Annotated in this window: 11 protein-coding genes; 3 read left to right on the top strand and 8 right to left on the bottom strand. The window is 59.8% G+C overall.

Annotated features, from left to right (window positions below; translation table 11 throughout):
- Nucleotides 1-7: 7 nt before the first annotated feature.
- From NE850_RS04030 to NE850_RS03995, 8 genes are all read right to left on the bottom strand, one after another.
- A complete protein-coding gene (locus NE850_RS04030; RefSeq protein ID WP_007177848.1) occupies nucleotides 8-994 on the bottom strand; it encodes an ABC transporter permease in 987 nt (328 codons plus the stop codon).
- A gap of 92 nt (nucleotides 995-1,086) precedes the next feature.
- The gene (locus NE850_RS04025; protein WP_007177847.1) at nucleotides 1,087-2,091 is read right to left on the bottom strand and encodes a sugar ABC transporter substrate-binding protein; all 1,005 of its coding nucleotides are present in this window, start codon (nucleotides 2,089-2,091) and stop codon (nucleotides 1,087-1,089) included.
- Nucleotides 2,092-2,570: 479 nt separating this feature from the next.
- Nucleotides 2,571-3,335, bottom strand: a complete 765-nt coding sequence (locus NE850_RS04020) for a flagellar brake protein (RefSeq protein ID WP_310698450.1) — start codon at nucleotides 3,333-3,335, stop codon at nucleotides 2,571-2,573.
- Between the two features lie 297 nt (nucleotides 3,336-3,632).
- Nucleotides 3,633-4,346: an energy transducer TonB gene (locus NE850_RS04015; RefSeq protein ID WP_165188714.1), complete on the bottom strand. Its 714-nt coding sequence runs from the start codon at nucleotides 4,344-4,346 to the stop codon at nucleotides 3,633-3,635.
- 4 nt (nucleotides 4,347-4,350) lie between these two features.
- Complete coding sequence (locus tag NE850_RS04010; RefSeq protein ID WP_007177844.1) at nucleotides 4,351-4,749, bottom strand: biopolymer transporter ExbD; 399 nt, start codon at nucleotides 4,747-4,749, stop codon at nucleotides 4,351-4,353.
- A complete protein-coding gene (locus NE850_RS04005) occupies nucleotides 4,746-5,393 on the bottom strand; it encodes a MotA/TolQ/ExbB proton channel family protein (protein WP_165188710.1) in 648 nt (215 codons plus the stop codon). The genes NE850_RS04010 and NE850_RS04005 overlap by 4 nt, the downstream gene beginning before the upstream one ends.
- A 26-nt stretch (nucleotides 5,394-5,419) precedes the next feature.
- On the bottom strand, nucleotides 5,420-7,765 hold the full coding sequence (locus NE850_RS04000; protein ID WP_007177842.1) for a TonB-dependent receptor: 2,346 nt from the start codon (nucleotides 7,763-7,765) through the stop codon (nucleotides 5,420-5,422).
- A 551-nt stretch (nucleotides 7,766-8,316) separates the two neighbouring features.
- Entirely contained in the window at nucleotides 8,317-8,667 is a 351-nt protein-coding gene (locus NE850_RS03995; RefSeq protein WP_007177841.1) for a DUF4148 domain-containing protein, read from the bottom strand.
- 724 nt (nucleotides 8,668-9,391) lie between these two features.
- On the opposite strand from NE850_RS03995, the gene NE850_RS03990 reads away from it, so the two are divergent.
- The 3 genes from NE850_RS03990 (at nucleotide 9,392) to NE850_RS03980 (ending at nucleotide 12,248) form a co-directional block, all read left to right on the top strand.
- Nucleotides 9,392-10,636, top strand: coding sequence for a Crp/Fnr family transcriptional regulator (locus NE850_RS03990; protein ID WP_007177839.1), 1,245 nt, complete (start codon nucleotides 9,392-9,394; stop codon nucleotides 10,634-10,636).
- A 72-nt stretch (nucleotides 10,637-10,708) separates the two neighbouring features.
- Complete coding sequence (locus NE850_RS03985) at nucleotides 10,709-11,473, top strand: flagellar motor protein (RefSeq protein ID WP_007177838.1); 765 nt, start codon at nucleotides 10,709-10,711, stop codon at nucleotides 11,471-11,473.
- 73 nt (nucleotides 11,474-11,546) lie between these two features.
- The gene (locus NE850_RS03980) at nucleotides 11,547-12,248 is read left to right on the top strand and encodes an OmpA family protein (RefSeq protein WP_007177837.1); all 702 of its coding nucleotides are present in this window, start codon (nucleotides 11,547-11,549) and stop codon (nucleotides 12,246-12,248) included.
- Nucleotides 12,249-12,472: the final 224 nt, after the last annotated feature.

Raw genomic sequence — 12,472 nt, 5'->3', positions numbered from 1 at the left:
TGAGTGCTCAACCGCGACGATGGGAGAGTTTGTCCGCGGCCACCGCGAGAATCACCAGCATGCCGGTGATCAACACCTGGTAGACCGAAGAAACGCCGATCAACGTCAGACCATTGCGAAATACGCCGACAATCAGCGCGCCGAGCAGCGTACCGACAATCGAACCGCGCCCGCCGAACAGACTCGTGCCGCCGAGCACGACCGCGGTGATGCTGTCGAGATTCTCGGTCTGGCCGGCCTGCGGGTCGCCCACGCCGGTGCGCGACACGGACAACAGCGCGGCGATGCCGTAGATCGCGCCGGCCAGCGAATACACCGTCATCAGGATTTTCTGCGACGACAGGCCCATCAGCCGCGCGGCCTCCGCGTTGTTGCCGAGCGCGTATAGATGCCGGCCGGGCACGGTGTCGCGCAAGACGAACCATGTGGCCAGATACATCAGCAGGGTGAGCACCGTGCCGTATGTGACATCCGCGGGGCCGAGCCTGAACGTGTTGCCGAAGAACATGAGCGCGTCCGGCAGGTTCGACACGCTCTCGGCGTTCGAATAGATCTGCGTGAGGGCGAATGCGATATTCAACGTGCCCAACGTGACGATGAACGCGGGTAGTTTGATGCGCGTGATCAGCACGCCATTGAGCGCGCCGAACAGCGTGCTCGCCGCGATGCCGCACAGAATCGCGAGGATTGGCGGCACGCCGAGCGTGACGGCGAATTTGGTCATGATGATCGAGCCGAACGCCATCACCATGCCGCACGAGAGGTCGATGCCGCCGGTCAGCACGATCAGCGTCTGGCCGATTGCGATGACGGCGACCACCATGGTCTGCTGCAGGATCAGCGAGAGGTTCTGGAACGACAGAAAGCGGCTGCTCTGCGAGATGAAGAAGCCGCAAGCCAGCACCAGCGCGATGAGTGGCCCGATCTCGGCAAGCGACGGCAAGCGGTCGGCGAACGGGCGCGAGTGGCCGGCAGGCGCGGAAGGAGTCGACATGATGGATGTCCTCGATGCATGCGCGTGGCGCTGCGGCCACGCGGCAATTCCAATGGCGGCCCAGCAAAGCGGGCCGCTCCATTCAGTCCGTGTTACTTGTTGCCCCAGCAGTTGTCGAGGCCGAACTTCGTGTCCTTGCTGTCGATGCCGGACATGGGCTTGTCGCTGATCAGCGTCACGCCGGTGTCCTGATAGCCGGAGACCTTCTTGCCCGTCTTCGCGTACTCGACACCGGCCGTCACGCCGAGCGAGGCCATCTTCAGCGGATATTGCTGCGAGGTCGCGGCAATGGCGCCGGACTTCACGTTGCGCACGCCCTCACAGCCGCCGTCGATCGAGACGATCATTACGTTCTTATCCTTGCCCGCCGCCTTGAGCGCGCGGTAAGCGCCCGCTGCGGCCGGCTCGTTGATCGTGTAGACCACGTTGATGTCGGGTGACTTCTGCAGGCAGTTTTCCATCGCCGTCTGGCCCTTGGCCTGATCGCCGCGCGTATCCTGGCTGCACACCACCGAGGGATCGCCTTCCTTCACGCCGAAGCCCTGCAGGAAGCCGTTATGACGCAGCACGCCAACCGAAACGCCGGGCGCGAGATCGAGCGTGGCGATCTTCGCGGGCTTGCCGTTCAGCGCGGCTTTGGCGTATTTGCCGATCAGCACGCCGGCCTTGAAGTTGTCGGTGGCGAAGAGGGCGTCGGTGGCGTCCTGCGGGTCGGTCGGCGTGTCGAGCGCGACCACCATCACGCCGGCGGCGCGGGCTTTCCTGATGCTCGGCACGATCGCCTTGGTGTCGCTCGGCGTGATCAGAATCGCTTTCGCGCCGGCCGTCATCATGTTTTCGATGGCGGTGACCTGGCTCGCGTTGTCGCCGTCGAACTTGCCCGCGGCGGTGATGAGCTTCGCGCCGTCTTTCGATGCGGCTGCTTCGGCGCCCTGTTTCATCTTCACGAAGAACGGGTTGGTGTCGGTCTTGGTGATGAGGCCGACAACAGGCTGATCGGCCGCCTGGCTCGCGCTCGCACACCACACCGCCGATGCCGCGACGCACATCGACACGATTTTCCTGACAACAGGAAGCCTGCGGGAATTCAGATTCATGGGACGCTCCTCCGGTTTTTGGCAACGACGTTATGGACTACTGGCGGGTGCCCGCGCGAACGCTGCGCGCTGACAACCTGGTTTGCGGCTTGATGCGGGAGGGGTGGTTCGAAACGATCCGGACCGGTTCGATTGCCGCCACCTAAATCACTTTGGTTGATTTAGTACAGCAGGCGCGCCGACGCTCGTCAAGGAAACGATCGGCGTGGCAGGTGCCGTGCGAAAACTTGCTGGAAGGCTGTGAGCCATACGCCGTGCGGGTTGAGCGGCGTGGTGCGACGCAAGATCGAGCGTTCGGGCTTGGGGAAAGTCCTGGCTCGAATGAAAGTGGATTGAAGGCTGAATGAGTTTTCTCGACAGCAAATGGCTGGTGTCGTGAGCGTGTTCAGCGAACCCTGAAGTGCACGGCACGCGTGGTTCGCGCGGCGGCGATCGTATGATCGTCGCCGACGTGAAGTCTGCGGCGTATGCGTACGGGCTTATCCGCGCGGTGCGAGCGCTTGCCGCCTGGTTTCGAGTTGCGTGACGACGCGTTGCAACGTCCGCTCAGCCGGCCCTAGTGTCGCGACGAATTTGCAACCGGTCACGAAGCGCCGATCGCCCTTCGCCGTGGTCAACTGGCGTGGCGCGACGATTTCCAGATCGAGCCGCAGCGTGCCGAAGCTGCCGAGTTGCAATGCGACGTCGCGCAGAACCGTGCCGCTTTGAAGCGAGCCGAAGCGTTCGTCGGCCGTCTTCAACGCGACGCCGCCCAATGACAGATCCTGCAATTCCAGCCGGAATGAGCCGCCGTCCGCATACGGGCCGCTTGCGATGTACGGGGCGAGCACGGGCGTTTGCACGCGGAAGAATTCGCGGCGTTGAACGTAGTAGAGCAATGGAGGGAAGGGCGCCTCGAACGCCGGTAGCCCGTCGAATACGATGGAGGTGGCATCCTGTGTCGTGAACTCGGTGCGAATGCCGCCCGGCAGGCTGCGGAACGTCAACTGCCGCGCGGCGGGTAGCGCGCTGTTGTCGACGGCCATGCTGCCGGCATCGAACACGAAGCGCGCGTTGCGCGAGTCGACGTCGAGTATCTGCGTGACGATTTGCCGGCCGCCGAACTCGACTGTGACGAAGTCCTGTCCGGCCACCAGGTTGCGCAGACAAACGGCGATTTGCAAGGGGTGGCGCTGCGCGAAGTTCGAGTCGAGATCGTGAGCTTGTCCGGTGACGTCAGCGTCCAGCAGAAAATCGGCAATCATTGGAATATCCACGCGTGTTATGGCCTTGGCCGGGCCGGTTGGGGAGCACGCGCGGCCTTCCGGTCATGGCGGTGCTCGGCCTTTGCCTGTCTGATTGCAGGGACCGTGCCAACTGCAGGGATAAGCTGGATGAACGCGTTTCGGATGCTGCCGAAGCGTTTGCTGCGGGCGTTTGGGGGGCGTTTGGGGGGCGTTTGCGGGCGATGCGCGGGGAATGCGGCGTGTGCACAAGGTGGATTCGCTACGTAACGTTCACGATGTTGTTACGGCCACATCAATCAATGCGAACGCGGCGCGCTAGTTCACATTGAAATGCACGCGGACGTCCTGCCGGCTTTCGACCGGACGGCCGCCCTGCAACGCGGGGAAAAAGCGCCACTTGTGAAGCGCTTCGAGAAGGAGCTGGTTGAGCCGCGGATTAGGTGTCGGCTTGATGAGTTCCACGTCGACAGAGCCGTCGGCATGAATCACGAAGCGCGCGGTCGCGACGGTTTGATAGGCCTGCTCGCGCAAATCGTCGGGTAACGCTGGTAACGGTTGCGCGATGGAGCGTGCGGCGGTATCGCCCGGCGAGGTGGCGGGTGGTGATGTGCTCTGTTTTTCTTCCGCGGAGTTGCTTGCAGGCGTGGGGGATTCGGCAGAGGGGCCGGGCTCCTTTGATACTGGCGTGGTGGTGTCGGCCGGGTGTCTGGCTGGTGTCGGAGTTTCGGGCAGTGCAGTGAGTGCCGGCATGGCATGGGTGCGTGGTGCGCCCGGTCGCGACGGTTTGACCGCAGGCGGTGGAGTTGATGTTTGCGTTTGCGTTGGCTTGGGCGCAGCGTGCGTCGGCGGCTCGGGATCAAGTTCCACTACACGCATCTCCAATGCCTTCTCCGGTGCCGGTTCGGATCTCGTTGCGTCGAGCCAATGTCCGAGCGCGAACAGAAACACGAGCCAGACCACGAGCGCGATGAGGATCGCCAATGCAAGGCGCAGCTTCGGCGAATCATCGACGGTAGTGCTCAGACGCATCGCGCTATTCACGATGCACGGCGATCAGAAACCGTGCGGCACCGGCGCGCCGTGCCGCGAGCATGGCTTGCACGACTGCGCCGTGGCCCGCGGCGGCGTCGGCGGCAATGACGACATCCGCGTTGGGTTGCAACAGGCGCTTCACCGTCGGCTCGATCTGATCGGGACGTACCGGCAGATGGTTCACGAATATTTCATTGCGGCTATCCACCGAGATAGTCAGGGGTTCATGCGCGGCCATCTGCTGTGCGCGGCCGGTTGGTAACGTCAGCTTGACGGCATCGAGCCGCTGCATGGCGAGCGAAGCCAGCATGAAGGTCGCCAGCAGAAAGAACATCACATCGATCATCGGAATGATTTCGATGCGGCCGCGCCTCGCCGCGCGCGATCGCTTGAACTTCACGACTGCGCTCCGGCGGTGGTGGTGGCAAGGCGGATTTGACCGAGCCGCGCATTCGCGAAAGATTCGAGTTCGTCCATCAGACGTTCGAGCCGGCGGGAAAAATAGTTGAACGCGAAGAGTGCGAACAGTGCAACGACGAGTCCGATCGCAGTCGCCACCAGCGACTGCGCAACCCCGCCCGTGACGCCGGCGGGATCGACGAGCCCAGTTCCGCCAAACAGCTGAAACGAATGCATCATGCCGACGATGGTGCCGAGCAGACCCAGCAGCGGCGCCGCCGTGACGATCGTCTCCAGCACCCAGAAACCTCTGCTCATGTCACGCTCGATCTGTGACGCCACCGATTCCGCTTTGACTTCGCGCAGCCATAGCGGCACGGACGGATCGGGTAGCCACGGAGAGTTCATCCGCCTGAATGCGTTCTGGGCGGAAGCTTCATTTAACAGGTTATCCAGATCAATATCGGATCCCAACACGTCGATTTCATGCGCGGCATGAATCGCCGCCGGCAAGCGGCCAAAACGCAGAAATACATAGGCGCGATCGAGGACGATCGCAACCGCCAGAACAGCGAGTAACGTGAGCGGATAGATAACCCACCCGCCCACGCGCACTGCTGCCAGAATATTCATCCAGTCTTGCATGACCGTCCTCGCTGCTGGGTGACAGATTAGAAATGCTTGGTGATGCCGGCATAAACGGCGAAGTGCGGGCCGTACTGCGGCGCGCCCACGCCGATGCCCGATCCGTCGCGCAACTCATAGACACGATTGAATGCATTGACGACCATCAGGCGCGCATCGAACTTGCCGACAAGCGGCTGGTTGAAGTGCTGGATCACGCCGAGATTGATCTGCGCATAGACGGGAAGGCGATCGGTGTTGGCAAAACCGCTTCTCAAGCCGCTACCAACCAGTCCGTCGAATGTGAACGTCGTTCTGCCGAGGTCGTACGTTCCTCCGAAAGAGGCGGTGACGCGCTGGTCGTGATCGAGATACACCCAATGACTGTTGATATAGGCAAGTTCCTCCGGGTCGAAATTGAACTGGGCCGAGTCGATCTGTTTGCCTTGTGCGCGGCTGTAGGCGAGGTTCAGATAGGCAGATACGTTGTCCTGCTTATAGTTTGCGGTGAACTCGAGCCCGTACACGCGTCCGTACTGGTAATTGAACGGTGTGAAAATGAGGGCGGAGCCGAACTGTCCTTCGTCGAGCAGGTTGGTGGATTTCTTGTAGTAGGCGTCGACGCCGATTGTCACGTTCGAACCCAGACGTTGCGTGACACCGAGATCGAAGTAATGACTGCGCTCGGGTTGTACCGGATCGTTCTGGCTCGACGGGCTCTGGTTGGTCGTGCCGTTGAAGCGGCTGATGGTCGAACCCGACAACAGTTCGAACGCGGGCGGCGTGAAGTAGCGCGCGTAGCCGGCGTGAACCGTGGTGGTCGGTGTCAGCGCATAGACCAGGCCGATGCGAGGACTCAACTGGCTCGCGCTCACATACTCGTCCATCTTGTCGTATCGCAGCCCGTAATTGAGCGTGAGCTTGCTGGTGATTTTCCATTCGTCCTGTACGTAGGCGCTATACAGGTAGCCCGTCTTGCTGCTCGAGTCATGGATATTGAAGGGCTGGTCCGATAACTGATTGCCGTCGGCGTCCGTTGCGAACACGTTGACGCTGTCGTCGAATACCGCGTGCTCCTGCTGGAAGAACAGGCCGGCGCGAATCGTATGTTTGTCGTTCAGGCGCCACGTGGTGTCCACCTGGGCGCCATTTGCCGAGTTACTGTGAAAGTCCTGCGATGCAACGCCGTTGAAAAGCAGGTCGCCTACGGGATCGGGATTGAACTGCGTTCGCGTGTAGCGGGTAAATAGCGCGACCTGGTAGTCCAGTGCGCCGCCATTGGTGCCCTGAAGCGCCACCACCGCAAAATTGTTCAACTCCGATTGCGTTTCGTTCAGCTGACTCGAATCGAACGTGCTATTGCCATTGAGCGTGAAATTGGTCTGCAGACCAGGGGTGTTGGGGATTTCGAACTGATTGCTCGTGGTGCCGAACATCAGGCTCACCCGCGTGAGCGGATTGATGATGTACGACATATAGCCGAATGCATCGCCCTGGCGAGTGTGGTCATGCACGGCGTTCGCGCTTGCAGTCGGGTTCTCGATACCGAGGTTGTTCACGCCGAGGGAGCCGCTGAAGTAGTAGCTGAACGGACCTTGCGTGCCGAACACATCCGCGCTGGTCTTGAGGGTCTGGTGGCTCCCGCCGAATATGTCGATGCTGCCGCCGTTGCCCGCATCGCCCGTCTTCGTGCGAATGTCCACGACACCTGCCGTGCGGTAGCCGTACTGTGCCGGCAGCGCGCCGGTCAGCAGATTGACCTGGTCGATGATCCGCGTATCGAGCGCCTGCCCGAAGCCGCTGATCGGTTCGGGGATGATGATGCCGTTGATGCGGTATTGCAGATTGGCATGGTCTCCGCGCACGTGTAATTGCCCGTACGAATCGCTTGCCACGCCGGGCGCCTGAAGCAGCACCTGATTGAGCGGCGTGTCCTGGCCCGCGGGTAACGCATCGATATCGGCCTGGCTGAAGCGGTACACGCTGCTGCCGGTCTCCGGCGACAACCCGTTGCGCGCTCTGTCCAGTCGCTTCGCATTCACCTGAACGTCGAGTGTGCCGCTCTTCGCGAGACTGACACTGACGGCGCTTTGCGTGCCGGTGCCCGTAGTCGCGATGCTGTTGCCACTCGCAAATCCCGCTGCGGTGACGACGACCGCATAAGTGCCCGGCGTCACATGCGCGATCACGAAGCGGCCTTCGGCGTCCGTTTTCGCCTCGCCGATGGCGGCGCCGCTCGCGTTCTGCACGATCACTGTGGCATTGTTGACGGGTTGTCCGGCGGAATCTGTGACCGCACCGGTTACGGACCCTTCGTCGGTTGCGGCATGAGCGTGGGCAGCCAGGGCGAATAGCAGCAGAGCTGCGGAGGAGACGCGCGTGCGGTTTTTCATCGTTATGTATTCGAGTGTGTTGGCGACTGGATGGATGCGGGTTTTTCTGTTCCTGTCGACGGAATGTTATATCATTACATTCATGGAAAACAATGACAAATTAAAGGCGTGATGGTTTTTGACGAATGGGATGAGAGGACTGGCGCAATTCGCAGGTGAACGGTGGCTTGTTTTTTTGGCTGCCGCTGTCGTTCTACGTGCCTTGGTGAGCGTGGGTGTCGCGCGCAGACTGATGCGGCGCAGAGGCGGGTTTGATCGTGTTTCGAGTGTTTTGTCGAGCCGACCGGCTAGCCATTGCCGACGACCTGGGTCATCCAGCGTGGGCAAAGTTGCTGCCATGAGCGCTGAAACTCAAGGAGTGGCTTGTCGGGGAAGCACGAGCATCGCTGGCAGTGGGAACTGCCTGGCGGCTAGAGAGATTGGCGCGCGAAGCGAGTCTCTTCGAATTTGCAAAGTTTGAGTTTTATCTGGAAAGACTATCCCGGATTGCTAAAAAAAGGTAGGAATCCTATCGATATAAAGGACTAGACAGGATTCCCGACACGTGTCATTCAGCTACCAAAGAAAACGTTGCAGAAACTGACAGGGCCGACGCAAGTGGCATCTGACGACGAATGCTTGCGCATGCCGGCCGAAGAGTTGCCGTTCTGCGCCACGCCGCCATACGACGATTGTGTTGTTTGCGGAGCATTTTGTGCGGCGACCTTCGCTTCGGCAGCCTGGATCGCGGCCGGGTAGTCAGCGTCGTCCGCAAGCGAGGGGTTGTAGCCCGCCTGTTCGAGGCGCACCAGGTCGGCACGCACTTCGGCGCGGGTGACTGGAGCATTCGATTGTGCGAAGCTCAGAACAGGAGTGGCCAATGCGCCGGCGGCGAGAGCGAAACAAACAAGAGCTTTTTTCATGATAAAAATTCCTTTGTGAACGTGATGAGTTGACGGGCAACGATTGCCGGGAAACGGTACGTATTTAGCTGCCGAAGTACGGGGTGCAGAAACCTGCGGGACCGACACACTGCTGCGTGCTCGCGTGAACATGTTCCTTCGCCGAAGCTTGGGTGACGACGCCTGCCGAAGCGAGGACGATCAACGAGAGGATGATTGAGAGTTTGCGTTTCATTTTGGATACCTGAATATAAATAGATTGAAAATACCTTGCGGTTCGAGTGAAGCTACGTCTCTGCCTATCTACCAACATGACTTACTTGCAATAGGAGCATCGCATGCGTATCTGTTTCGTGGGTTGCGATGCAGCTTTGTTGCTGTCTACGTAGGGGCAAACACACCGGGTTTCCGCTTATTCCAAATTTTTTTTTTTCGGCACCGTGCATGCGGACGTGATTCTTACATTTGCCTGAACGTATTGCTGCGCAAATGGCGGACGCATTTCGTTGCAGAACCTCGCTCGAGATCAGGCCGTCGTAGCGCTACCAGAAAAGTCGGCGTGGCGCAAAGCCTTATTGGGAAAGGCAACCAAACGTTTGCGCTATCACATCTGACGATTACATTTATTAAAGCTTTGCGTTTTGCATGTCGTTATCCAGTCAAACAAATCAGGACCATCGGGGCACGCGCTAGCCTTCAGCACGGCGCGCGCTGACCGGGAAATAGCTCTTCGGGGGAATCAATCTTGAATCACCAACGATCGCCATGGTCGCGTACAGCGGCTCCGGGCGAAGTCATCTATTCCGAAGGCTTCGCGGGCGACGCCGTCGTCTACGTCATTGCAGATGGCAAAGTCGAAATCTCCACCCAGTGCGACGAGAAAAAAGTGATTCTCGCCACGCTAGGCAAAGGCGAGTTTTTCGGCGAGGCGGCCTTGCTGCCGCCCGAACCGCGAGCGCACACTGCAAAGGCGCTGAGCTTCTGCCAGTTGACCGTCGTCGCGGCGGACGTGGTGGAGGAGGAACTCGCGCGCGTATCGCCGTTGCTTCGTCATATCGTACGCACGCTGATCCGGCGCGTGAAGAAGAAGGACGATATCCTCGCCACGAATACGCATGCGGACTTCCTGCCGGGCGTCGTATCGTACGCTCACGTTCTCTCATTGATGGCGGGAAGCGAGAACGCCGACCGGCTCGACAGCCGCGTTCGACGTGCGCAAGGCGAGGAATTATCGGTGCCCTTGCCCGAAGTGATCAAAAAGTGCCATGCGATTGCCGGACATTCGCGTCCGCATGTGATGGCCATGCTCAAACGGATGGAGAAACTCAATCTCGTCTCGCTCGAACCAGGGCGGTCCGATCGTGTGAGCAACACATCGGCGCGCTATTCCGCGCAGGACGGCGCGGCGAACCGGCAACTGGTCGCCTTCGATCCGGTGCGAATCATCGAGCGTGCGCAACAGGTGGCGGACCACGATCTCGATCTCTCCATCAGCAGCGAATTGGAACTGATCGAACTGGACGACCTGGAGGCCTTGATCGGCGTCGAGAAGAAGGTGATTCTCAACAAGCTGTCTCATGCGGAAATCGCGGAAGATATCTTTGCGTTTCGCAAGACCAAGGTGTTGAACTACGTCGAGGAAAAGGGCATCAGCTATTTTTCGCGGCGTACTACTCGCGGTCTGAGCGACCTGAAATCGCTCGACGATCTGGAATTCGTCGATCAACGAACGTTGTTCGAAGCGCTGAGCGCGTTCGACACATACGACCTCGCGAAGCTGCTTTCCGCGGTGACGGGCCAGCCGATCGCCGAGCGTCTGCTTTCCGTAATGACCGAAGCGAGAAAGAAAGAAGTTTCGTGGGTCATGCGCCGTGAGGTCAAGATCGATCCGATCGAGGTCGCCGAGATCGAGGAGCGCTTTCTCGAAACGGTGCGAGCGATCAAATCTCCGCCCGGCACGAGCGCTCCGCATTCCAATCTGGATGTCTGACGCGCAACACGCCGGCTTCATGCAATGTTTACTTCGGGGTTCGGTGGCGCGAGCGGCCATTCGAGAGGACGTATGGATCTTCTGACGCTTTTTGGCGCGGTGTTCGGCGTGACGGCAATCGTCGTGGGCTTCTCTCTCGAGGGCGGCCACTTTACTTCGCTGTTCCAGTTGGAAGCTTTCGTCATCGTTGTTGGCGGCACTTTCGGCGCGGTGATGATCCAGAACACCTGGGCGAGGTTTTACGACGGCCTGAAGCAACTGCGTCTGGCTTTCGTGAAGGCGAGACAGGTGGACCGCGAGACCCTGGCGGTCCTGCTGGAGTGGGGCGATCAGGCCAAGCTCAACGGCATGCTGGTGTTCGAATCGATCGGGGCGGGCGGCATCAATCCGTTTGCCCAGAGAGGGTTGGAGTTGCTGGCAAACGGCGTATCGACCGCGGTGCTCGAAGACGCTTTGCAGCGGGAATTGCTTGCCTATGAGCGCAATCACATGGCGGCTGCGCGAATCTGGCAACAGGCTGGCGGTTATGCGCCGACATTCGGTATTCTGGGCGCGGTACTCGGTCTGATTCAGGTAACCGGTCATCTGCTCGAACCCGCGCAACTCGGGCAAGGTATCGCGATGGCCTTCGTTGCGACGCTGTACGGCCTTGCTTTGGCGAATCTCGTCTTTCTGCCGTTGTACGGAAAGATCAGGGCGCAGGTGGATAGCGAATTGCGTTTCAGGCGTTTATATCTCGACGGTTTGCTCGCAATCTCGCGCAAGGAGTCACCTCACACAATCGAAACGCGGCTTGCGGGCGATGTACGGGAAAGATCGGCTGAGTTGCTGGGCTAACCGGTTTTGGCCGTACAGGTAGCGAGCGGCACGGCGCGAATCATACGCAATTTCGAACGCAGGCTCTTCGGGTATGGATATCTCTTCGGGTAACAAACGCCTCATGGCGAATAAGACCGGCTATGATGCCGCCGGCGAAAGCGAGGAGCAGTCTGGACGCTGGCTGATTTCCTACGCCGACCTCATCACCACGCTAATGGTGTTGTTTCTTGCTCTGTATGTGCTGCAGTTGGCCAAAACGAGGGAGCTCGAAATCAAGGCGCTCGAGCGCCACGCTTTAACTGAGGCGGCGTCTGCCGGCAACGCCCAACCGTCCAATGCCATGCCCTCTGCGCCGGATGTCTCGAAGAAGCGGTTGCTCGCTCTGCTGGCGCCGCTTCAGGACAAGCGCCAGATCGCGATTTCAAACGCCGCTCAAGGCGTTGAAATCGCTATCAACGCCAAGATTCTGTTCAACTCGGGCGACGCGCGCTTACTGCCGGAATCATTCGAGGTGTTGAACCAGATTGCCGGCGTACTGCGGGACCGGTCGAAGAACAACATTCTCGTTGAAGGGCACACGGACAATGTGCCCATCTCCACGGCGAAATACGAATCCAACTGGGAGCTGTCTTCTGCACGGGCCGGCGCGGTGGTGCGCTTCTTTGCGGACAAAGGCATAGAAGCGCACAGGATGGCTGCTATTGGCCGCGCCGACAATTTTCCCTTGATTATCGGCGACGACGCAGCCGCACGAGCCGCGAACCGGCGCGTGACCATTCTCGTCGAATACTGAGTCGCTCGTTCTTTCGCGCTTTGGACAGAAGCCAGCACTTGCGGTCATGCGATAGCTTCTGAAAAGCGGCGTTGATGTATTGAACCGTGCCTGCGTATCTGGCATGTGTGAGGGAATCGGCGAATTGCAATCGTGTGTATCGTCGGAATCCGCGAATACATTTTTGTGTCGCCCGACCCGCGCGAGTGCAATGTTGTGTATCCGCCCGGCGTCCAGATACACTG

This window comes from Paraburkholderia sp. USG1 (assembly GCF_031570135.1).
Classification (GTDB): domain Bacteria; phylum Pseudomonadota; class Gammaproteobacteria; order Burkholderiales; family Burkholderiaceae; genus Paraburkholderia; species Paraburkholderia dioscoreae.
The sequence above is the reverse complement of the archived record's forward strand: the minus strand, read 5'-3'. Positions and strand labels throughout refer to the sequence as shown.